Here is a 22,953-nt window from a genome sequence, read left to right as displayed (position 1 = left end):
ATTTTATTTTGGAAAGGATTAATTCTTTGTGGATTAATTTGGTATGTATGTACTATTTTTATCGTAGGTAAAAAAGGATTTCAAAATATTAAAACAATGTTAGGGGTCAGCAAAGATGAAAAAAACGAATGTTGTAATGATAATCGCTGATGATTTGGGGTATTGGGCATTAGGTTGTTATGGCAATAAAGACGCGATTACCCCAAATATTGATCGCCTTGCTCAGCAAGGAAAAAAATTTGAAAACTTTTTCTGCGTATCGCCAGTATGTTCTCCAGCTCGAGCATCTATTTTTACGGGGAGAATACCTTCCCAGCACGGTATTCACGATTGGTTAGAAGAATGGGAAAATGGCGCTACCACAGAACATTATTTAAAAGGGCAATCCACTTTTGTTGATCAATTAAAACAGCACGGATACCACTGTGCAATGAGTGGAAAATGGCATTTAGGAATGGCAGATATGCCACAATGTGGTTTTGATCATTGGTATTCCCATCAGCGTGGTGGTGGTCCTTATTTTAATGCGCCAATGTATCAAGATGGCGTATTCATTGAAGAACCTGAATATATTACGGATAAAATTACCGACTATGGGCTAGACTTTATTGAAAAGGTACATAATGCGAAACAGCCATTTTTTCTTAATTTAAGTTATACCGCACCGCATTCTCCTTGGGATAGAAAAAATCATCCACAGGAAATGCTTGATCTTTATGCTGATTGTCAATTTGAATCTTGCCCACGGGATCCTTATCATCCATGGAAAATTTATGAAACCTTTGAAGGTGATGAAACAGCACGTTTAGAGATATTACGCGGCTATTTTGCAGCATTGACTTCAATGGATTTTAATATTGGACGAATTCTTCATTCGCTTGAAGAAAAAGGAATTTTAGAAAATACACTGATTATTTTTACCAGTGATAATGGTATGAATATGGGGCATCACGGTATTTTTGGTAAAGGCAATGGCACAAGCCCTGTGAATATGTTCGATACCTCTGTAAAAGTACCGTTTATTCTCTATCACAAAAATCATTTATCCACAGATACCGTAGATAATCTGTTAAGCCATTATGATTTCCGCCATACCTTGTTGGAATATCTCAATATCAATGATGAACAGCAAGCACAGGTACGCTATCCCGGAAAAAGTTTTGCTTCCCTACTGAAGCAAGATTCCTCAAATCCGTTAGAAGAAAATCATCTAGTGATCTTTGATGAATATGGACCAACTAGAATGATCCGTAATCGCTCGTTTAAATATATTCATCGTTATCCTGATGGGCCTTATGAATTTTATGATCTGCGTAATGATCTTGATGAACGTCATAATCAAATAAACAATCCCGATTATCAACAACAGATCACTGAAATGCGGCGAGAATTAAACAGGTGGTTTAATCAATATATTAATAAGGAAATAGATGGGGCCACCTTGCCTGTTTATGGCGGTGGACAGCGTACGTTTGCGGGAGAATGGGGAGGCTATGCAGAAAACACGTTCAACAAATACACCAGTAAATTTATTTTTTCTGCAGAAGCGGAATTGCAGGAAAAAGTGGATGTAAAGGTGAAAGAAAAAATTCAGTAAACTGATAGCATAAATGCAAAAAATAAAAAGTAGGAAATCATTTCCTACTTTTTTATTGTGTCATAGCACTATTTTATCACCAATGCCGCTGCCCCTTTTACGCCTGCGGAATCAAGTAATTGGCTTGGTTTGATTTGTAAGTTTTGTAAGGAAACGCCTAGGGCATAGTGCGGTAGAAATTTTTGTACTTTTTCAATGATGAACTCAGCGGATTTTGCGACTCCACCAGCGAGGACGATAAGTTCAGGGTTAAAAATATTGATCAGCACGCCTAAACCGTAAGCTAAATATTTTGCAAAATTATCCACCACTTGTAGGGCTAGTTCATCTCCTTTTTTGGCGTATTCAAAAATATGATGTGCTTGAAGGGCATCTAAATCAGTGGAAAAACGCTGAAAAAACTCACCGCACTTCATTTCAAGTAATAATTTTTTTGCTTCTCTAACTAACCCCGGTGCAGAGGTATAGGTTTCTAAGCAACCTGTTAATCCGCACCCACATTTCATTCCTTGTTCGTTCACCATTATATGCCCAAATTCGCCTGCGCAGCCGCCAGAACCAGACAATACCTTGCCATTTAACAAAATACCTGAAGCAATGCCAGTACCAATGGGGACAACGATAAGATTCGCAATTCCTTTTCCCGCACCAAATAAATGTTCTCCTAAGGTAATGGCGCGTACATCGTTTTCCACCACCACATTTTTATGAGAGATGTCTTCCATTAATTGTTTGGCATTAAAATCATCTCCCCAAGAAAAGTTAGCCGCAATTTTGACTACCGCTTGATTCACTACGGGGCCGGGAATGCCCAAACCAATCCCTTCTAATTGGGTTTCTGAAAGCTGGTTTTGTGCAAGCAAAGCCAAAATAGTCTGCCAAATGCGAGAAAAAGTGGTTCTTGCACCTTGCTGAGATAGTGTTGCAATGCTTTGTTCTGCGAGAATATTAAAATGGCTATCTAAAATACCAATTTTTGTGTTTGTACCGCCAATATCCACACCTGCGTAATATTTCATCCTCAACTCCATTTATTTTATAAACCTAAATTCCAACATAACTGATTTACCCAAAGCAGACTATGATAAATATCATAGTTATGCAGTGATAGGGATCACAATTTTGCAAACTTGTGTGCGGAATTTGTTTTAAATGCTTAAAGGCTAGACTTACTGTGTAAGTAAAATTGAGAGATAAAAAAATCTGCCCGAGATGAGCAGATTTAATGAAAAGGAAAATGGAATTAGTTTTTTGCCGCCGCAGCTGCTTTTACAATCACCGCAAAAGCAGGGGCTTTTAGTGAAGCACCACCAACTAATGCACCATCAATATCTGGCTGAGTAAATAATTCCGCCGCATTGGCATCATTTACTGATCCACCATATTGAATAATTACTTGATCGGCAACAGCTTGTGATTTGGCAGCAATATGCCCACGAATAAAGGCGTGAACCGCTTGTGCTTGTGCAGGCGTTGCTGATTTCCCTGTACCGATCGCCCAAATTGGTTCATAGGCAATCACCGCACCATTAAAGGCTTCTACGCCTAGCGCATTGATCACAGCATCAATTTGGCGAGCACATACTTCTTCTGTTTTGCCTGCTTCATTTTCAGCCTCTGATTCCCCAATACATAACACAGGGATTAAACCAGCTTCTTTTAATGCCGCAAATTTTTTCGCAATAAATTCATCGCTTTCTTTGTGATAAGTACGGCGTTCAGAATGTCCGATAATGATGTACTTCGCGCCAAAATCTTTTAACATTGCGGTTGAAATATCGCCTGTAAATGCACCTTGCACGTTCACATCAACGTTTTGTGCGCCTAACGCAATTTGGCTACCCGCTAACGCCGCTTCCGCTTCCGCTAAATACATCACAGGTGGCGCAATTGCCACATCACAACCATTCACACCGGCAAGTTCCGCTTTTAAACCCTCAATTAATTCTTTGGTAAACGCTTTACTACCATTTAATTTCCAGTTACCCATAACTAAAGGACGACGTGCCATAATTTTTCTCCATAGTAATTAATAAAAAATAACCGCATTACTATATCAAATTTTTTATGTTCTACCGTTGATTTTAGGCAAATTTGAAAAAAATTTTTCCGAAAAGATGATTATTTTGTGTTAAAAAGATACAATTCACTGTATAAATTTCACAAAAAATCATCAATATGAAAATATTTAAAGCTGAACAATGGAATCTAGAGCTATTGCTCCCCCTCTTTGAGCAATATCGTCTTTCACAAGGTATGGTGGAAAACCCAGAACGAACCTTAATTTTTCTGACCAATCGAATTCGCTTCAGTGAAAGTATTTTTTTCCTTGCTGTCGATGAACAAAATCAAGCACTGGGTTTTATTCAACTTTACCCGCGTCTTTCTTCGTTACAACTTCAACGTTATTGGCAACTTACCGATATTTTTGTACAGCAACACGCAAATTCATCAAAAATTTATACCGCACTTATTGCGAAAGCAACGGAGTTTGTTCGTTATACGCAAGCCACTCGACTTATTGTAGAACAACGTAGTCAACAGCATAATTTGTTAGAAATGGCAGGCTTTAAAGTAAACCCAGATAAACAAATTTTTGAACTTCGTTTGTAGGGCAAAGTCTAACAATAGGCTTATCAAAAACACATTTAGGAGCTATTTATGAAAGCGATAAAAACCTTGGCTTCAGCCATTGTCATTGGTTCAGCCATTTTAGCAACGGTACCAAGTTATGCGGCTGATTGTCCTGTTACCAATGTGAAATTTAAAAAGGGTGCGTCTTCAGCCAGTTACAATGGAAAAATTAAAGGCTGGCAATGTCGCACTTATGCGTTTTATGCCAAAGCAGGGCAAACCTTAACCTTTAACTTAAACACAAAAGGCGCAGCGGAAGCGATTATTTATGGTAACGATGATTTTGTACAAAATGAACCTTATACGCTACCAAAAACAGGACGTTATGAAGTCCGCGTACTCCAGCCTAAAGCTCAATCCATTAAAAATTTAACTTCACGTTATAAAGTGAATATTCAAATCAAATAAGAGGATTTATGGAACGAAAAAGTGCGGTGAAAACATACCGCACTTTTTGTTATTCTTCAGGTTTAAGCTTAATAAGCTACTAAGATTTCTTTTTCACTGATGGTATCACCATAAACAGGCAACAAGGTTTTATCATAAGCTTGTTTTAAAATGCCTTCTTTGCTTAATTTCTCGATTTCCTGATCTAGCCACGCACGCAATGCGCTGTCCCCTTTTTTCACTGCAGGCGCAATAACATCTTGATCACCCAGGTTTTTTATCCCAACGGTAAAGCCCGGATTTTCTTTTGCCCAAGCAAAGAGCAAGGTGTTATCGTGGGCAAGTGCATCGCCACGTCCATCTCTTAAAGCGTCAAAGGTTTCTGTATTTTGTTCAAATTTTAATAATTTGATATTGGGGTAGTTTTTGCTGAAGTAAGCATCTGCCGTTGTGCCTTTATTGACTAACAAGGTTTTGCCTGCTAATTGATTGATGTCAGTGATAACCGCGCCATCTTTTGATACCACGCCCAACGCGACTTGCATATAAGGTTTGGCGAAATCCACCGCTTCTTTTCGAGCTGGGGTAACGGTAAAGTTGGCGAGAATAATATCTACTTTGTTAGACTGTAAATATTCCACGCGATTTGCCGCTTCCACTAAAACATATTGCACTTTGTTTTCATCACCAAGCAAATCTTTTCCAATGGCTTTAGCAATTTCCACATCAAAACCTTGGCTTTTACCTTGATTATCTACATAGCCAAAAGGCGGTTTATCACTAAAAACGCCAATGCGTATGCTATCAGCTTTCTGTAACTGCTGAAGACGATTTTGTGCGTTATTACTTTCGTTGTCATTACACGCCGTTAAGCTAACTGCAAGCAATGTGGTGGCAAAAAGTGCGGTGATTTTTTTAAATGTTTTCTGCATAGTCTATTCCTCTTGGTTCATAGTTTAAGATGTTTAAAAAGGCTTTTGCCCGATCGGAAGTCGGGTTAGTGAAAAATAAGTCTGGCGTGTTTTCCTCCACAATTTTTCCTGCATCCATAAAAATAATGCGATCCGCCACTTGGCGAGCAAACGCCATTTCGTGCGTAACAATGAGCATTGTCATTCCTTCTTTAGCAAGTGCTAAAATCACATCTAACACTTCACGCACCATTTCGGGATCAAGGGCTGCGGTAACTTCATCAAACAACATAATTTCTGGGTTCATACATAAAGAACGTACAATCGCGATACGCTGTTTTTGCCCACCAGAAAGCTCACGCGGATAGGCATTTTTGCGATCTTGCAACCCTACTCGTTTAAGTAATTCATCAGCCTGCTTTTCTACTTCCGTACGCAAGCGTTTCTGAACTTTTATTGGCCCAAGCAAAATATTGTCAATCACTGAAAGATGAGAAAATAATTCATAGTTTTGAAAAACCATTCCAATATGCTGGCGCGCTTTTACCCAAGGCACGTGTTTGCCTAATACACCTTGATCTTGCAAGGTAATTTCGCCACTTTGAATGGATTCCAGCCCATTAATGCAACGTAGTAAGGTGCTTTTTCCGCAGCCTGAAGGCCCAAGCAAAACCACAACTTCGCCCTTTTTTATAGCTAAATTAATTCCTTGAAGTGCGGTAGTTTTTTCATATTTTTTTATCAGTTGTTTTATTTCTAATAATGCCATTTTGATTTCCTTTTACTGTTCCCAATGATTTTCCATATAGCGAGAAAATCGAGATAAGGGATAACAAATTGCGAAATATAAAAGAAAAATAAGTCCATAAATCCAAAATGCAGCAGAAGGATCAGTAAATAAGGAGGTTTCGATAATTTGTTGCCCTACTTTTACTACATCTAACACGCCAATTAACATTGCTAATGAACTGGTTTTAATCATTCGGGTAAATAAATTAATTGCACTTGGTGTAACCCGTTTTAAACTTTGCGGAAGCAATACATATAGGAAGGTTTGTGTTGCGTTCAATCCTAGGGCATAAGCAGATTCTCTTTGATGTTTTTCAATAGAACTTAATGCCCCACGCATTAAATCGCCCATTTCAGCAGTTCCCCAAAAAATAAATACTAAAATACATACTGCCATTCCATTTAAATGAATATTGAACCACTTAGCTAAACCAAAATACGCAATAAATAACCAAACTAATAAAGGAATAATTCGCACTATTTCCAAATATAAACGACAAACTCCTCGTATTATTTTTTGCTGGCTTGTCATTGCAATGCCAAGTAATATGCCTAAAACGCAAGAAAATAATACGGAAAGAAATGCAATTTCTGCGGTTACGGCTAAACCATTTAATAACCGTTGAAGGTTATTTCCATCTAATAAAATAGCTAATCCCATTAAATCCTCCCATATTTAGCGTAACGGCTACGTTTTTCTAAATAATGAATAAAAAATGAAACTGGCAATAAGATAATGAGATAAAAGGTGACTAATAAAAATAATGCTTCGTTCGTTTTATAATCTAAGCCAATTAACTCTTTTGCCATAAACATTAATTCTGCAATGGCAATCGCACTGGCAATAGAGGTTTCTTTCATTAAAAAAAGACAGTTTGCCCCAATCGCAGGCAGTGAAAGGCTTAAGGCTTGCGGCGTGATGACATAAATAAAAGCTTGTGTGGGTGTTAATCCTAAGCTCAAAGCCGATTCAACTTGCCCTTTTGGAACACCTTCAATCCCCGCTCGAATCGCCTCAGCCATATAGCTTCCCCCAAGAAAACTTAAGCCCACAACGGCGCAAGTAAATCCCTCTAACTTAATTCCTAATTTGGATAATCCAAAATAAAGGAAGAAAAGCTGGATCAACAATGGGGTATTACGAGAAAGTTCAATATAGACTTTAGCGAAGGAATGCAAAAAACGAACGTTATAGCTGGTTACCACAGCACACAAAAACCCAATAAGGAGAGAACACACAATACTCAAAAACGATAGCTGTAAAGTGATAATGCTGGCATCAATAAATTTTGGAATATTGTCAAAAACATACTGCCAATTCATTTTTCTTCCCTATTGAAGTCATAAACGAGCAATCATTTTAAACAATAAAATTGCTGATTGAAAAAGAATAAAAATTTATTGGTTAGATTTTTTAGTTATATAAAAAGTGCGGTGAAAATATACCGCACTTTTGTTTCGTAGAACAAATCCTCTGTTGCTCAATTCCTCAATATCATCCTTCATTAACTTTCACGACCGTTTAGTGTGCCATTCAATAATCATATCTTTGTAATGTATTATTCTCTTATATTTGATATCTGATGCACAAAAATAAAAAATCGTTTTATTTTTATTGTGATCTTGTTCATATTTTCAAAACAGAGAAATTGAGTTCTCTTTTTCATCCGCGTAGCATAACGTGCATTACTACTATTAGTTAAGGAGAAAAAAATGCCTCAATTTCGTTTATCAAAAGTGATGTGTATGCTAGCTCCCGTGATGTTAGCCGCCATTCCAACTTTCCCTGTCCAAGCTGTAACAAATTCTGTTTTAACCGTAGAACAGGGCAAAACACAAAATACCTATGATCAAATCTTGCAAAACTGGAAAACTCACCTTACAGGGATATCAGTAGATACCACAAATAATATCGCTAGCAATGCACAACAGGCATTATTAAATAAGGATACGTTTGATTTTAGTGAACAAAAAACAGCTGGCGCAAAAATTCGCTCAACAGTGAATACAATCAGAGATTTAGCCGTAGGCTATAATAAATCTGGTTCACAATTTTACCAAAACCAAGAGACTAAACAGTTAATTATTTCTTCTTTGGAAAAAATTCATACGGGCGGTTATCAAGTCGGCGGTAAAGAATATGGTAACTGGTGGCACTGGGAAATTGGTATTCCCAAATCGTTAAATGATGTCTTAATTTTGATGAACGATGACATACCAGCTGATTTGAAAGAAAAATTAATCGCTGCGACAACGTATTTCCAACCAGATCCAACAAAAAGTGGCGCAAATGCTGAAGCGGCGAAATATTCCACATCAAAATATGAAAGAACAAGTACAGGTGGAAACCGCACGGATACTTCAACTGTATCACTGGCACGCGGTTTATTAACTCATAATAATGCGGAGGTTCAACAGGCTATTCAAGCAATTTATGATGTGGGCGAGCTTAAAAATGGAATCAGAGATACAGATGATGCAACATTAAATGATGGATTTTATGCTGATGGTTCATTTATTCAACACTCTTCTGTGGCTTACAATGGCACTTATGCCTCTGTCTTAATTGAAGGATTAGGACTTTTTGCTTATATGCTTAAAGATTCACCAAACTTTGTTTTTAGTGATCCCAAAATGGATAATATTTATGAGTCACTTCTTAAAGGATATAGCTGGTTATTAGTAAATGGAGGAATGAATGACGCTGTAAATGGACGTGCTATAACCCGAGAAAATAGTAGTGATATTACCCGTGCAAAACGCTTTATTAGTGATATTTCCTTATTAATTGATAGTGCGCCAGAAAAATACAAACCAGCATTACAAGGACTATTAAAGCGCACGCTACTTGAACAGCATTATTCTATTGAGGATGCGCCAAACAATACAGTGCGGAATATTTTAAAAAATATCCTTGATAACCCAAATATTAAACCAACCGAAACCATTGGGGTAAAACGCTTTTCTTTTATGGATCGTGCTGTGCAAAAAAGTCCTAAGGGAACAGTGATTATTGCAATGCATTCTAATCGGACTGCTGCCTATGAAAGTATGAATGGTGAGAACCTTCAAGGTTGGTACACTGGTGATGGAATGACCTATATTTATGATAACCAACGTACCGATTCATTTACAAATTATTGGCATAATGTCGATACCTATATGCTACCGGGAACGACCGAAAGCACCGCTATTCGGAAAGATGGCTCTAAGCAACGTCGATATTTAAAAGATCGTAGTAGTAAAACCTTTGTAGGTGGTGTAGATAATGGTATTAAGGCAGATGGTTCACAAGGCAATGCCACTAAAGCCATTATTGCAATGGATTTCACGTCTTATAATGATAAGACGACTGCGAAAAAATCTTGGGTTCTGCTAGGTGATATGGTACTCGCGCTAGGCTCAAATATTGCTAGCACAGATAAAGGTGAAGTATTAACAACAATTGATAATAGAGTCATCAATGGCAAGCAAACTTTATCTCAGGTTGGTGATACCATTTCTTTTACCGATCCTGACACGCAACAAACTATCAGTTATAAAATCCTTGATAAGCAGCAACCCTATACGGCTATTGAGAAGGGTAAAGATGGTTCAACAGAATTTGCTAAAATTTGGTTAAACCACGGAACAAAACCAAAAGAGGCGAGTTATGCTTACCTCATTATGCCGGGTTATCGTGCAGATGAAGCAAACCATTTTGATACAAATTCAATCCAAATTCTACGACAAAATGCCCAACAACACGCAGTAAAAGTAGGCCATAGCCTCTTTGCTAATTTCTTTGAGGCAGGCGAGGTTGATGGTTTAACGGTGAATCATCCTCTTTCTGTTATCAAAACAGAAGAAAATGGGCGATTAGATGTGTATGTTGCTGATCCAACTTTGACACTTAATGATGAAATTAATTTGTCAGTACTTGGTAAATATATCTTACAAGTTGGTAATAATGTCACTGCCACAATTTTAGGAGAAAAAACAGAATTTACCTTTAAGCTTGATAATCACCAAAAATATTTCTCAGCTATTGAGGAAAGCCAGTATAAGGAAAATAACTCCGTAGAACCCCCAAAAACAGAAACCACATCTGAAAATTCTGAAGATAATCCAGCGGTAACATCAAATAACAATACGGATACACTCTCGGATACATCAGACAATGCCGTTGAATCTAATGTGGATAAGGATGATAAAGGCAGCACAACTCCTACACCAACTCAAATTGAGGATAATAATCATACTGTAACCTTAGAAGAAACGGTGGAATCTAATGATGAAGAAGAAAATCTTACCGCTCAAACATCTTCTGAACAGGTTGCGTTTAGCCAAGATTATCTTGATAAATATGCGAAAACCCTAAGAAATCTAACCGATATAGATGTTTCTATCATTGATAACTTCAACTATGATCATTATTTCACAGCGACATTAAGTGAAAGCAATAAACAGGGGTTAGGTGGAAAATTCCAAACAGGGTTTAACCAATCCTTGAATGATCATACAAAAGTCGGGGCGTTTGCAGAATATCGTTATAATGATATTCATCAGTTAGGTATTGGTGCTAACGCGAAATGGTATGATTTTTCTAGCTTTATTCGTTATCGTCACGTTTTTGATAGCACTGTACACGCAGATTATCTCGACCTTTATCTTGGTTATGATAAAACCTTTGCTATTAACCAATTTACCATTCAACCACGCGTTGGTGTGCTAGGTTCTTATCTACTAGATAGCAAACTGCCAGATAATGGCAAACTCGCCCATCATTTTGCTGTTCAAACACAGCTATCAAGTAAATTTAGCTACCATATTGGTGGCATAGCACTTTACCTTGAGCCAGCTTGGAAAGTAAACTTAGATGAACCATATCGTCTTCAATTAAATGGACAAGAATACAAACTCACTCGTTCAAAACAAGAATGGATAGGCAAACTCGGAATTGCCAAAAATATTGGTAATTACACCTTTGATTTCAGTGTACAAACTAACAACCATCAAGAACGCAAGATGATAGCAACCTTTAATTATCAATTCTAAAAAATAAAAATGCTCTCACGAATTGAGAGCATTTTTCTTATCACAATAACGTCAAAACCTGTTCAGGAATAATTTTGGGTGCAGGAATAAAAATTTGTTTATGGCGGTTGAGTTCGCCTTTTTCGATAATAATACTGCTTTTGGGGACTTTAAACAGTTTGCTTAGGAATTTAACTAAATGGGCGTTGGCTTGACCATCAATGGGCGGAGCGGTAAGGGTAATTTTTAGCTCGTTGTCGTGTAAGCCAACAAGTTGGTCTTTACTTGCTTTCGGTTGCAGAAAAATCCGCAACCGAATTCCTTTCTCTGTTTGTCCGGCGGCATTCATCAGGCGAGTTGCCATAAGATAGGGGCAATATCATACATAACACGGTTGGCATAAAATAACAAAAATGCCAACAACATTGGGGAAAAATCAATCATTCCTGTATTCGGTAAAATACGGCGAATAGGATTAAGCAAAGGCTCAGTCAGTTGATAAAGGGTATATTGCAATGGATTTTGCCCACGATTAAACCAGCTCAAAATGGCTTGGATAAATAACACATAAATCACCGCTTCCCCGAGTGTGCGTAAGGTATGTAGCAAGCCAATAAAAAGATAAGCTTGTGGGCTTGCCGCAAGTTCTGCTGAACCCAATAAATCAATCAAAGGGTATTTTATTGTACCTAAAATAATACATAGCACTAATGCCGCAGTATTTAATCCTTTAACCGTAGGAAGAAATTTTTGTAAAGGCGCAACCACTGGCTGTGTAAATTTGACTAAGGTTTGCGAAAAAGGATTATAAAAATCCACACGGCTATATTGAAACCAAGTGCGTAAAATTAAGACGAAACTAAACACATTAATTAATGTATAAACTAAAAATTGAAGGGAATTTAAACCCATTATTTCCTCCTTAAAAATTATAACCAGCCTTTACGTTTAAAATAAATATAAGGCGTAAGCGCGGCGACGATCATTAAGCCAATTGCCATTGGATAGCCATATTTTAAATGCAATTCTGGCATAAATTCAAAGTTCATTCCATAAGTTGATGCGACAAGTGTTGCAGGTAAAAACATTACCGAAACAACTGAGAAGAATTTCATAATCTTATTCTGTTCAATATTGATATAACCCATTGCCGCTTGCATTAAGAAATTCACTTTTTGGAATAAGGATTCATTATGCGGTTGGAGAGATTCAATATCGCGTAAAATATCACGCGCCTGTTCTAACTGATTGGCGGGCAAACGTGTTTTGCGCACTAAAAAGCTCAATGCACGTTGCGTATCCATCAAACATAAGCGCACTTTGGAACTGGCATCTTCTTGTTCCGTTAAGGTTGCCAATGCCTCATCAAACGCCTCACCTTGTTTTCCCTCTAAGATAACACGGCTTAATTTTTCTAAATCCGCATAGACGTTTTCAATAACATCAGCAAGTTGCTCGATTTTTGTCTCAAATAAATCTAATAACACTTCATAAGCATTACATTCAATTAAACGCTGGCTACGTGAACGCATTCGATATAAACGGAAAGCAGGAAGTTCACGATCACGCAGGGTGAATAAGCGTCCATCACGCAAGGTGAACGCCACGCTAGCCAAGTCAGCGTAATCATTTTCATCTTCACAATAGAAAAACGAGTGCAAATGTAAGCCATCTTCATCTTCAAAAAAACGTGCTGATGCCTCAATATCTTCCAATTCGAGGAAGGATGCCAAACTTTGTCCTAAACCTTGTTGCAACATTTCACGTTCTTCACCTGAGGGTTCGAGTAAATCAATCCAAATGGCAGCATTAAGATTTTCATCACCGTCATCTAGTCGAATTAAACGTGCATTTTCTAGTGCAAAAGCATTAATCATTTTGTCATACTCCTTGGGGGATTATGAACAAACCCGATGAACAAAAGAAAACTAAATAATCAACACAAAAGTGCGGTACAAAATTTTTGATTATTTAATTAAAGATACCTAATAATTGAGGTAATGAAACTTACCTGCGAAATCTCGCCGATAAGTGGAGGACGAGATTTAGATCAACGATAAATTGGGTATCGACTATGACTGTCCAAAGTGTGTGTCCTCTTGTTGCTAAATCGTGCGGAATGTTACGCTTCAATGGCGTATTCGTCAAGGGGATATGTGGGAAAAGAACGAGATCAAAGTGCGGTGAAAAAATGAAGAATTTTCCACCGCACTTGAAAGAAAAGCTATTTCACCACCGTAATCGTCCATTTCGCATCGCCAATTTGATCGAAATGGGTCACGTCATAACCTTCCTCAGCTGCCCAGTTGGGTATCGCCTCTGTGGCTTGAGTACAATCAAATTCAATTTCAATGCCATCACCAGCATTTAATTTTGCCATTACCGCTTTAGCCTCTTCCAATGGAAATGGACAAACCAACCCTGCTGTTTCTAATTTTACGATCATCTTAATCTCCTTCTCTGTCAATGATGCTTATGCTGAGGCGTTCACCAACGCCAATTTACGCGGGCGAATAAATAAAATGTGAGCCATTGTCCATACGCCCAAAATGGTGAAAGCAAGGGCGATCCAACCTTTAGAACTCATCACCGCCGTCGCTGTTAAACCATTACCAATAGTACAACCACCCGCTAGTGATGCGCCAACGCCCATCGAAAATCCACCTAGCACACTGTGATAAAGTGTTTTAGTATCGGGCAAGCGCCATCTAAACTCACGGCTTCCTTTTGCAGCAAGATAAGAACCGATAAAAATACCTATCACCAAAAACACGCCCCAATTTAACCGCTTTTCATCACCCGTTACTAAAAAATGAATCAGGTTTGCAGAAGGCGTGGTGATCCCCAATCCACCGGCTCGCCCCGTGCTTTCACTCGCTGGCCAAGCGACCAACGCAATAATGCCAATTGCTACCGCGGCAACAAAGGGGTGATAACGCTTTTCAAAGAGCCAATGGCGTAATCCTTGGTATTTTTGCGGTAAGGTTGCCACTTTATTTTTAGGACGTTTACTTAACGTGCGCGAGATGCCAAATACCACCGCGATCGCCAATAACCCCACTAACCACCAAACAGAAATCCCCAATTGGGCCGCAAGGTTATCATTCATTCTGGTATAGCGGGTGACACTGTTTTTGAACTCTACCAACACGCCATATTTCATCATCGCCGCGCTCAGCATATACATTGCCAACGCCAGCCAGCTTCCGATTAACCCTTCGCCTGCACGATACCACGTCCCCGTAGCACAACCACTAGCAAGTACAATGCCAATACCGAATAGGTAAGATCCCAAAACCGTGCCTAGCAAAGAAAAATCTTCGTAAGGCGATGAAACATAACCTAGCTCTACAAGCGTCAGCACCCCCACGCTTTGAATTAAAATCGCCAGTAAAAAGGCATAAAACATTTTGTTATTTTTCGCCGTGTACATATCACGAAAACCACCCGTCATACAAAAACGCGTACGCTGCAATACAAAGCCAAAAATAACACCGAGAATTCCTCCCGAAAAAATCGTCCAAAGCATAAACTTCTCCTCTCATTTCTTTATTAAGCGCAGGTATTATGCGAGAAATTTTTTATGGCTAGCCAATAATTAATTGAGAAGAGATATTTCTTTTAGTTATAAGAAATCGGTTTGCAAATTTTTGTATCGAATAGAAAATAATGGAAAGTAAGTAGAAATAAAGGAGAGGGCTATCCCTCTCCTCCGCTTGGCTGGCGTCGTTTGCCAATATTTTTCGTATCTTTATGGCGGAGTTTGGTTTTTTTCTGTTGTGCCGATTTTTTCTTTTCTGTACGTTTTTGTTTAATACGTGCTTTTTGTTTTTTGCTGACACTTTTTACTTCACCATCTTTCGGGGCTTTAGTGCGAGGTTCTAACCCTTCAATAAGGCGTGGTTTGAGTAGCTCTTTAGTATAACGTTTAATTTTGCCAAGCAGCTTATAATCGTGGGCTTCAACAAAAGACACGGCGACGCCTTTTTTACCTGCTCGAGCAGTGCGTCCAATACGGTGTAAATAGGTGTCTGCACTGTAAGGCAAATCCATATTCATCACGTGGCTGATGTCATCAATGTCAATACCGCGTGCTGCAACATCGGTGGCAACTAGCACGGTAACGACGCCATTTTTGAGTTTATCAATGGCATTATTGCGTTGCGTTTGCGCCATTTCCCCTTCTAAATAGGTGCTACGAATGCCGCGTTTCCGCAAGGTATCAGAAAGCTCACGCACGGTTTCACGGCGACGAACGAAAATAATGCCTTTACTCACTTTTTCTTGTTCAATAAAACGGGCAAGCAATTTTACTTTATGTTCATCGCTATCTGCGTGATAGTACCACTGTTGAATCTTTTTGCGCTCACGGCGACTTGGTTCGGCATCAATCTGTACGGGATCATTGAGTAATCGCCCCGCAAAATCCCTCAATAGTTCACCTTCTAAAGTGGCTGAGAAGAGTAAAGTTTGTTTGCGCCAGCGCGTTTCCGCCGCAATTTTTTCCGCATCTTGCCCAAAGCCCATTTGTAACATTCGATCCGCTTCGTCAAAAATCAGTATTTCTACGGAACGGCAATCAAAATTTTCTTCTTGAATATATTGCAATAAACGTCCGGGAGTGGCGACGACCAAATCTTGATTATCATTAAACACCTCGCCGTGATTTTGATAAGCGACGCCACCGGTGATCGTAGTGATATCAAGAGAGGTAAATTGTGCCAATTGCTCCGCTTGTTCTGCCACTTGCATCGCTAATTCGCGGGTTGGCGTGAGAACCAACACCCTTGGCGTGCCGGGTTTGCGACGTGGATTATCAAGCAAATGTTGCAACGCAGGTAATAAAAAAGCGGCAGTTTTTCCTGTGCCAGTTGGCGCTGAACCTAGCACATCTCGTTCCGCCATCGCTGCTGGAATGCTTTCTAACTGAATGGCAGTAGGGCGTTGATAGCCTTTTTTTGCCAAGGCTTTTAATAATTCAGGGGCGAGATCCAATTGTTCAAATTGTGCTAAGTTCATATTTCTTGTTACTATTAAGGAAAATTATCGCGAATTATACCGCACTTTGCGTTTAAAGTGCGGTCAATTTTTAGGAAGTTTATGACAAAGGAAAATCAGGGCTTTAGCTTTAAACAATTTCACGTGAATCACCATCGCTGTGCGATGAAAGTCGGAACAGATGGCATTTTGCTTGGGGCTTGGGCAGATATCCAAGAGGCTCAGACGCTGTTAGATCTTGGCACAGGCACAGGGTTGATCGCCTTAATGTTAGCCCAGCGTACCGCACAACATTGCCAGATTAGTGCCGTTGAGCGAGATCACGCAGCCGCAGAGCAGGCAAAAGAAAATCTTGAACATTCCCCTTGGGCGAAAAAAATGACCTTATATCATACAGATATTGCAACATTCGCACAAAATCCCCCACATCTTTTTGATTTAATTGTAGCCAATCCGCCCTATTTTTCCCCTGCACAAGATTGCAAAACACCCCAACGCAATCTTGCTCGCTATACACTTGAACAGAGCCATAATGATTGGCTAAATATCGCAGCACAATGTTTGAATGAACAGGGCAAAATCCAATTTATTCTTCCTTATAACGCAGGAAAAATCTTGCAAAAAAGCACCGCACTTTACTGTACAAAACAATGTGATGTGATCACCAAAATCGGCAAGCCCGCGCAACGCCTGTTGCTTACTTTCCGCAAACACCCCGCGCCAATGCAACATTCCCAACTGATTATTTATGACGAAAATAATCAATATCACCCTGATTTTGTGGAATTGACGAAGGCGTTTTATTTGAAGTTTTGAGAAAAATAATAATAGACTTTTAGGCGTGATATTGTGTTTTAAAAGGGCTTTGTTAGAATGTTGTTCATATTTATTAATTCAACTGTAAATCTTGATTGTTTCACTATTAAGGAGAATACAATGACTAATCCGCAATCCGCAATCCGCAATCCGCAATCCGCAATCCGCAATCCGCAATCCGCAATCCGCAATCCGCAATCCGCAATCCGCAATCCGCAATCCGCAATCCGCAATCCGCAATCCGCAATCCGCAATAAACTAATATTCTCAACTCTCTTTGCAAGCTTATTTTTAACCGCTTGTAATGATCCTAAAGAAGCCAATAAAGAGAATTTCGCAAAAGCGATTGAAGAACAATTGGCATTACAAAAAAGCCCAGCTATTTGTATTTCGTTACCTTCTGGTACATACGTTTCTGACCAATCACCACTTCATAATGCTGCATTGATTTTAAACACAGATGTATCTGATCAGCGTATACAACAATCACTTGCTCAGGCAGATTATTTCGTCAAAGCAGGACTGCTTACTTCAAAAGCAGACAAACTTGAAAAACTAGATTGGGGAAAGAAAAAAATCCTTAACGTGAATGTTTATGAAGTTACTGAACAAGGTAAACCATTTTTCAGCACAGGGATGTTTTCGCGAACTAAATTTTGTACGGGGGCATTAAAATTAGATTCTGTGGGTACATTCACTGAACCTAATGAACGAGCATCAGGGGGAAAACTTTCTCAAGTAAATTATACGGTAAGCTATGAAAATGTTGCTTCTTGGGCAACAAATAACGATGTAGAAAAATTATTTGGACGCCTGTTTGATAAAGCGAAAAATCAACAACGTACGGTGTTAATTCTCACTAATGAAGGTTGGAAAAGTATAACAGTATTAAATCAAGCTAATAAATAATTTTAAATTTATTGTTATTTTAGTTTGAAAGAAAATGCCGTAGCATCATTACAAAATTAAAGCGTAATAAACAAAAAGCCACATCACACATAATAAAGTGGCTTTTTGTTATTTAATGAAAATTACTCCGCAAATTCATCTAACATATCTAACGTTGGGACGAAGAAAAGTGTTCCTGTGCGGGTGCGGCTGAAATCAAGCAAGCGGTCATAATTACCAGCGGGGTTACCAATAAACATATTGTTTAGCATTGCTTGCACTGTGGTAAAGGTATTTGCGTAAGCAATAAAATAGGTTCCCACCTCGCCGTTTGCGGAGAATGGCATATTGTCGCGAATGACTTTGCGATCATCGCCCACATTGGCTAATGCACTGTGGCTGTTGCTTGGCTTGCTATCATCGTCCATTTCAATGTCATCGGCTTTAGAACGACCAAATACTTTTTCTTGCTCATTTACAGGTAATGCACGCCACGCTTGCATATCGTGTACATATTTTTGTACGAACAAATAACTACCGCCTTGGTAAGCGGGATCTTCTTCACCGATGGTACCGAATAATATGCGTTCTTCTGGATCGTGCGGGTTTTCTGTGCCGTCCACAAAACCGAGAATACTACGCCCGTCCCAATAACGAAACCCTTGAATATCGACCACACATTTTGCCACATCGCGCAACACATCTGCGATATTTTGTGCAATATCAAAGCAATAACTTGGTTGATCGCAACGGATATGAAAATGTAAATCACCACGCGTTGCCACCGCAGTGTATTTTGATCCCTTTATTGGTTCAAAAGGGGCAAGTTCTTTCGGTAATGGTTTAGGTAAATCAAGGCGTAGCCACGCATCGTGTCCAATGCCCATCACCACGCTGGCTTTCGCATCGGGAAAACGTGTTTTTGCTGTATTATTTAAGTTACCCACTAAACCACAAAGCTGTTGGAATGCGGGTTTAATATCGAGATTATCGTGAAAATTCCACACCATAAAAATGGTATTTTTATTTGGTTCATCAAGAACATTTTGTAAAGTCGCCATACTATTTCCTTCGTTAGAGGCACTTTAATAAGTGCGGTTGTTTTTTATTCCGTTTTTAAATATTGCAATCCATTCACTTGCATCATTTTGCCTGCTGGCGCACCAATTGCATTTGGTAAGTTATGAATAAGTGAATTGGCAAAATCGCCAGTATATAATTTTGCCCCTTGGTGGGTAAGATTAGACTGGCAATCAATATATACTTTGCCGCCCATTTTACGCCATAAATAGCAAAAACCGTAATCTTCAGAAAGATAGCGGTGAGTCTGTGGATCAATCATTACATCAAAAAAACGATAATGTAGCCCTAAATCTTGATAGCCAATGCTATCTGGCACATATTGTAATTCGGGATAATACGCGATCATTTTCTCAAAGACTTCACGTTTTATGCACATAAATCCTGTTGGGGCTTCATCCATTTCCATAAAACCATCAGGTAAAATTTCTAATTGCACTTTATCGCCTTCTACACCTCCAGTATTTACCGTGTATCTTGTGCTGGCAGATTCAAATTCTTGCTTTGTCATTCCAGCAGGAATTTCACTTGGAAATTGTTCGTATTTTAGGGGATAAACTCCCGCGGCAATATCATAGTCCGAAAGTAGTAAACGCAAAGCTGCATCAACAGAGAAACCAATATCGGAGTCAATCCAAAATAAATGTGTCCACTGTTTATTGGCTAAAAATTCTGCGACAGCATTATTTCTTGCTCGTGTAATTAAACTTTCGCCACGCTGTAAAGAAATCTGTAAGTGCAAACCAAGGTTTGCTGCTGAGCTTGTTAAATTAAGTAATGAAATCACATAATTATGAAAATATTTCCCGTCGTGGCTTGGCGTCATAATAACGGGACGCATTGTTTTTAGTGCATCAAGGTTTAGCATTAGTTTTCCTTCTTATTCAATCAAACCAGATTTTACAAGAAAATTATATATACCGTCTTGTTCAATATGATCGGTAACGTGATTGGCAACAGCTTTTAAGGTATCGTGTCCGTTTCCCATTGCTACGCCAACGCCAACTGCGCTGAGCATTTCGAGATCATTTAAGCCGTCTCCAAATGCCATAACATTTTCCATCGAAAAGCCAAGATGATGGGCAATCGCTTCAATTCCTCTCGCTTTTGAGCCTTCCGCATCAAAAATATCGACAGAATTTTCGTGCCAACGCACGGTTTTGAGATCGTCCAAAATATGTGCCTGCGCGACGAGTTCATCTTTGTCTTCTGCATAAAATGCTAACACTTGGTACACATCATTTTGTTGATAATAGGTTTTATCCACTTGATAATCTGTGGTGATTGGATCAAGGGCGTGTTTTAACATTGGCGTCATTTCAGAAACACGAATTTTATCATTAGAAACAAACGCATAGGCAATATGATGAAGATCAAAGAAATTCACTAGCCGTTGCACTTTTTCTGTTGGAATAGGGTGTTTTTCAATCACTTCTTCATTATGCACAGCAAATTGTCCGTTGGTTGTGACGAAAGTGTGAATCCCTTCTTGCGCCACCATTTCATTAATTTTAGCGGGAAAACTGCAACGTGCGCGCCCTGTTGCTATGCCGACTAAAATCCCGTTCGCGTGCAATTTTTGAATGGCAAGTCTGCCACTTTCTGGAAAATGAACTTTATTTTTTACAAATAAGGTTTCATCAATATCAAAAAAAACGGCTTTAATTTGCTTGCGATAGTTAGGTACGGTCATTTTTATCCTCTTTTACTAAATTTTGAGCAAATTTTACCATTTTTTGCGATCAAGATCGGAAAATTGATCAGAAAAAGTGTTTTTCTTAGAAAAATCAATTATAGTGGGTTCAACCAAAAGAGAAGTGCGGTGGAAAAATTGGTGAATTTTTTCGGTTTTCGTTGTGTCTTATGCCATCAAGTTTTATCGCAAGAGAAACAGGGTATATGCACAACTTGCAATAAAGCAATGAAACGTTACGTCTATTGTGGTTGTTGCGGAATGCCAACGCCAAGTTACGTTAAACATTGTGGACATTGCACAGCAACTCCTCCTCGCTGGGATCAAATTGTTATGGTTAGCAAATATGATCCACCTTTATCGAAATTAATTCAGCAATTTAAATTCCACCATCTCTTTTGGTTAGACAATACCCTAGCACGCTTGCTTTTATTAGCGGTTTATGAGGCAAGGCGACAACATTCCCTTCACTTTCCAGAAGCCATTTTTCCTGTGCCACTGCACCATTTTCGCCAGTGGAAACGAGGCTATAATCAGGCTGATTTAATCGCCAAGCGTTTAGCAAAATGGTTAGCTATTCCTTGTCATTCATCATTTATTCAACGCATAAAACACACGCCCCCTCAGCTTGGTTTAAACGCTAAAGCGCGTAAACAAAATTTAAAACACGCCTTTAGGTTTGAAAACCAAACATTCAATTACCGCTCTATTGCATTGATTGATGATGTGATCACCACTGGCTCAACCTTAAATGAAATCGCTCAACATTTTCGTCAATTAGGCGTGGAAAATATTCAAGTTTGGGGATTAGCGCGGGCTTTCCACACCGAGTAGTATCTTGTGTATAGAAAATACCGAATAAAAGAAAAGGTGGAAAAAAAATCTATCTAGGGGTATGATGCCTGACTATCTAGCTCAAGTATTACTGAGGAATAAATAATGCAACAAATTACGATTTCTGATGCGGCGCAAGCTCATTTTCGCCGTTTATTAGATCAACAAGAAGAAGGCACGAATATTCGTATTTTTGTGGTTAATCCGGGAACACCAAGCGCGGAATGTGGGGTGTCTTACTGCCCGCCAAACAGTGTAGAAGCTACCGATACCGAAATGAAATACGATACCTTTTCCGCCTTTGTTGATGAGGTGAGCTTACCGTTTTTGGAAGACGCTGAAATTGATTATGTGACAGAAGAATTAGGCTCTCAGCTTACGCTCAAAGCACCCAATGCGAAAATGCGTAAAGTCGCAGATGATGCGCCTTTAATTGAGCGTGTAGAATATGTCATTCAAACCCAAATTAATCCGCAACTGGCAGGACACGGTGGGCATATTACGCTGATTGATTTAACCGAAGAGGGCTATGCTATTTTACAATTTGGCGGCGGTTGTAATGGTTGTTCAATGGTTGATGTTACCCTTAAAGATGGGGTTGAAAAACAATTAGTCAGTTTGTTCCCTGATGAATTGAAAGGCGCTAAAGATGTAACCGAGCATCAACGCGGTGAACATTCTTATTATTAATCGTAAAACAAATAAAAAGGCACGAATTATTTCGTGCCTTTTTATTATCATTCGGGATCAAAATTGATCGCCCCAGAATAATTAAGTTGCCGCCACGCTTCATAAACCGCTACCGCAACAGAATTAGATAAATTCATACTGCGACTATTTTCTGTCATTGGAATGCGAATTTTTTGTTCCATTGGCATTTCATCTAAAATCGCCATTGGAATACCACGGGTCTCTGGCCCAAACATTAAATAATCCCCAGCTTGAAACGAAACTTGGCTATGTGCTAAACGCCCTTTGGTTGTCATTGCAAATAAGCGTTTAGGCTGTTCTGTGGCAAGAAAATCCGCAAAGGTTTTGTGCTTTTTAATTTCGGCAAATTCATGATAATCCAAGCCAGAACGGCGCAAACGTTTATCATCCCAAGTAAAGCCAAGTGGCTCAATTAAATGCAAACGAAATCCCGTGTTCGCACATAGGCGAATAATATTTCCTGTATTTTGGGGAATTTCTGGCTCATATAAGACAATATCTAGCATCATTTTTTTCTCGTTCAATTTCCGTATGCGAATTTTACCGCTGAATAATGAAAGATCAAAATAATAAAAAAAGCACCACACTTTAATATAAAG

24 protein-coding genes are annotated in these 22,953 nt (G+C 38.9%); 8 read left to right on the top strand and 16 right to left on the bottom strand.

Annotated features, from left to right (window positions below; translation table 11 throughout):
* The first annotated feature begins 115 nt into the window (after nucleotides 1-115).
* Nucleotides 116-1,597, top strand: coding sequence for a sulfatase-like hydrolase/transferase (locus L4F93_RS04450; protein ID WP_250351306.1), 1,482 nt, complete (start codon nucleotides 116-118; stop codon nucleotides 1,595-1,597).
* A 68-nt stretch (nucleotides 1,598-1,665) separates the two neighbouring features.
* On the opposite strand, the gene L4F93_RS04445 is transcribed toward L4F93_RS04450, so the two are convergent.
* Entirely contained in the window at nucleotides 1,666-2,616 is a 951-nt protein-coding gene (locus L4F93_RS04445; protein ID WP_250351305.1) for an ROK family protein, read from the bottom strand.
* Nucleotides 2,617-2,840: 224 nt separating this feature from the next.
* Nucleotides 2,841-3,608, bottom strand: a complete 768-nt coding sequence (tpiA, locus tag L4F93_RS04440) for a triose-phosphate isomerase (protein WP_250351304.1) — start codon at nucleotides 3,606-3,608, stop codon at nucleotides 2,841-2,843.
* Nucleotides 3,609-3,775: 167 nt separating this feature from the next.
* Here tpiA and L4F93_RS04435 point away from each other — a divergent pair, with 167 nt between their 5' ends.
* Together L4F93_RS04435 and L4F93_RS04430 are read left to right on the top strand one after the other, a co-directional pair.
* Entirely contained in the window at nucleotides 3,776-4,210 is a 435-nt protein-coding gene (locus L4F93_RS04435; RefSeq protein ID WP_250351303.1) for a GNAT family N-acetyltransferase, read from the top strand.
* Between the two features lie 48 nt (nucleotides 4,211-4,258).
* Nucleotides 4,259-4,639, top strand: coding sequence for a hypothetical protein (locus L4F93_RS04430; protein WP_250351302.1), 381 nt, complete (start codon nucleotides 4,259-4,261; stop codon nucleotides 4,637-4,639).
* A 68-nt stretch (nucleotides 4,640-4,707) separates the two neighbouring features.
* Here the strand turns inward: L4F93_RS04430 and L4F93_RS04425 are convergent, their stop codons facing one another.
* From L4F93_RS04425 to L4F93_RS04410, 4 genes are read right to left on the bottom strand one after another with little or no spacing between them, the layout of a single operon-like run.
* Nucleotides 4,708-5,550 (bottom strand): cysteine ABC transporter substrate-binding protein, encoded by an 843-nt coding sequence (locus L4F93_RS04425; protein WP_250351301.1) that lies wholly within the window; start codon nucleotides 5,548-5,550, stop codon nucleotides 4,708-4,710.
* Nucleotides 5,534-6,298, bottom strand: a complete 765-nt coding sequence (locus L4F93_RS04420; RefSeq protein ID WP_250351300.1) for an amino acid ABC transporter ATP-binding protein — start codon at nucleotides 6,296-6,298, stop codon at nucleotides 5,534-5,536. Before L4F93_RS04420 ends, L4F93_RS04425 begins: the two co-directional genes overlap by 17 nt.
* Nucleotides 6,299-6,310: 12 nt before the next feature.
* Nucleotides 6,311-6,979 (bottom strand): amino acid ABC transporter permease, encoded by a 669-nt coding sequence (locus L4F93_RS04415; RefSeq protein WP_250351299.1) that lies wholly within the window; start codon nucleotides 6,977-6,979, stop codon nucleotides 6,311-6,313.
* Nucleotides 6,979-7,641: an amino acid ABC transporter permease gene (locus L4F93_RS04410; protein WP_250351298.1), complete on the bottom strand. Its 663-nt coding sequence runs from the start codon at nucleotides 7,639-7,641 to the stop codon at nucleotides 6,979-6,981. The genes L4F93_RS04415 and L4F93_RS04410 overlap by 1 nt, the downstream gene beginning before the upstream one ends.
* A 390-nt stretch (nucleotides 7,642-8,031) precedes the next feature.
* Here L4F93_RS04410 and L4F93_RS04405 point away from each other — a divergent pair, with 390 nt between their 5' ends.
* Nucleotides 8,032-11,355, top strand: a complete 3,324-nt coding sequence (locus L4F93_RS04405; RefSeq protein WP_250351297.1) for a polysaccharide lyase 8 family protein — start codon at nucleotides 8,032-8,034, stop codon at nucleotides 11,353-11,355.
* Nucleotides 11,356-11,395: 40 nt separating this feature from the next.
* Here L4F93_RS04405 and yggU read toward each other — a convergent pair whose 3' ends face one another.
* From yggU to srmB, 6 genes are all read right to left on the bottom strand, one after another.
* Complete coding sequence (gene yggU, locus L4F93_RS04400) at nucleotides 11,396-11,683, bottom strand: DUF167 family protein YggU (protein ID WP_250351625.1); 288 nt, start codon at nucleotides 11,681-11,683, stop codon at nucleotides 11,396-11,398.
* Nucleotides 11,683-12,246, bottom strand: a complete 564-nt coding sequence (locus L4F93_RS04395) for a YggT family protein (protein WP_250351296.1) — start codon at nucleotides 12,244-12,246, stop codon at nucleotides 11,683-11,685. The genes yggU and L4F93_RS04395 overlap by 1 nt, the downstream gene beginning before the upstream one ends.
* A 17-nt stretch (nucleotides 12,247-12,263) precedes the next feature.
* Entirely contained in the window at nucleotides 12,264-13,211 is a 948-nt protein-coding gene (corA, locus tag L4F93_RS04390) for a magnesium/cobalt transporter CorA (protein WP_250351295.1), read from the bottom strand.
* Between the two features lie 347 nt (nucleotides 13,212-13,558).
* Nucleotides 13,559-13,780, bottom strand: a complete 222-nt coding sequence (locus tag L4F93_RS04385; protein ID WP_250351294.1) for a sulfurtransferase TusA family protein — start codon at nucleotides 13,778-13,780, stop codon at nucleotides 13,559-13,561.
* Nucleotides 13,781-13,807: 27 nt separating this feature from the next.
* The gene (locus L4F93_RS04380) at nucleotides 13,808-14,863 is read right to left on the bottom strand and encodes a YeeE/YedE family protein (protein WP_250351293.1); all 1,056 of its coding nucleotides are present in this window, start codon (nucleotides 14,861-14,863) and stop codon (nucleotides 13,808-13,810) included.
* A 170-nt stretch (nucleotides 14,864-15,033) separates the two neighbouring features.
* On the bottom strand, nucleotides 15,034-16,353 hold the full coding sequence (srmB, locus tag L4F93_RS04375) for an ATP-dependent RNA helicase SrmB (RefSeq protein WP_250351292.1): 1,320 nt from the start codon (nucleotides 16,351-16,353) through the stop codon (nucleotides 15,034-15,036).
* A gap of 81 nt (nucleotides 16,354-16,434) precedes the next feature.
* Here srmB and L4F93_RS04370 point away from each other — a divergent pair, with 81 nt between their 5' ends.
* Both L4F93_RS04370 and L4F93_RS04365 read left to right on the top strand, forming a co-directional pair.
* Nucleotides 16,435-17,148 carry a tRNA1(Val) (adenine(37)-N6)-methyltransferase gene (locus L4F93_RS04370; RefSeq protein WP_250351291.1) on the top strand — a complete coding sequence of 238 codons (714 nt, stop codon included), beginning with the start codon at nucleotides 16,435-16,437 and terminating at the stop codon, nucleotides 17,146-17,148.
* 120 nt (nucleotides 17,149-17,268) lie between these two features.
* Nucleotides 17,269-18,057: a hypothetical protein gene (locus L4F93_RS04365; protein ID WP_250351290.1), complete on the top strand. Its 789-nt coding sequence runs from the start codon at nucleotides 17,269-17,271 to the stop codon at nucleotides 18,055-18,057.
* A gap of 122 nt (nucleotides 18,058-18,179) precedes the next feature.
* Here the strand turns inward: L4F93_RS04365 and L4F93_RS04360 are convergent, their stop codons facing one another.
* From L4F93_RS04360 to L4F93_RS04350, 3 genes are read right to left on the bottom strand one after another with little or no spacing between them, the layout of a single operon-like run.
* The gene (locus L4F93_RS04360) at nucleotides 18,180-19,097 is read right to left on the bottom strand and encodes a Dyp-type peroxidase (protein WP_250351289.1); all 918 of its coding nucleotides are present in this window, start codon (nucleotides 19,095-19,097) and stop codon (nucleotides 18,180-18,182) included.
* A gap of 44 nt (nucleotides 19,098-19,141) precedes the next feature.
* A complete protein-coding gene (locus tag L4F93_RS04355) occupies nucleotides 19,142-19,984 on the bottom strand; it encodes a hypothetical protein (protein ID WP_250351288.1) in 843 nt (280 codons plus the stop codon).
* A gap of 12 nt (nucleotides 19,985-19,996) precedes the next feature.
* Nucleotides 19,997-20,809 (bottom strand): Cof-type HAD-IIB family hydrolase, encoded by an 813-nt coding sequence (locus L4F93_RS04350; protein WP_250351287.1) that lies wholly within the window; start codon nucleotides 20,807-20,809, stop codon nucleotides 19,997-19,999.
* A gap of 141 nt (nucleotides 20,810-20,950) precedes the next feature.
* Here L4F93_RS04350 and L4F93_RS04345 point away from each other — a divergent pair, with 141 nt between their 5' ends.
* Together L4F93_RS04345 and nfuA are read left to right on the top strand one after the other, a co-directional pair.
* On the top strand, nucleotides 20,951-21,643 hold the full coding sequence (locus L4F93_RS04345) for an amidophosphoribosyltransferase (RefSeq protein ID WP_250351624.1): 693 nt from the start codon (nucleotides 20,951-20,953) through the stop codon (nucleotides 21,641-21,643).
* A 105-nt stretch (nucleotides 21,644-21,748) separates the two neighbouring features.
* Entirely contained in the window at nucleotides 21,749-22,333 is a 585-nt protein-coding gene (gene nfuA / locus L4F93_RS04340) for a Fe-S biogenesis protein NfuA (RefSeq protein WP_250351286.1), read from the top strand.
* 47 nt (nucleotides 22,334-22,380) lie between these two features.
* Here nfuA and trmL read toward each other — a convergent pair whose 3' ends face one another.
* A complete protein-coding gene (gene trmL, locus L4F93_RS04335) occupies nucleotides 22,381-22,860 on the bottom strand; it encodes a tRNA (uridine(34)/cytosine(34)/5-carboxymethylaminomethyluridine(34)-2'-O)-methyltransferase TrmL (protein ID WP_250351623.1) in 480 nt (159 codons plus the stop codon).
* Between the last annotated feature and the right edge of the window lie 93 nt (nucleotides 22,861-22,953).

It is taken from the genome of Avibacterium sp. 20-132 (assembly GCF_023611925.1).
Lineage (GTDB): Bacteria > Pseudomonadota > Gammaproteobacteria > Enterobacterales > Pasteurellaceae > Avibacterium.
The sequence above is the reverse complement of the archived record's forward strand: the minus strand, read 5'-3'. Positions and strand labels throughout refer to the sequence as shown.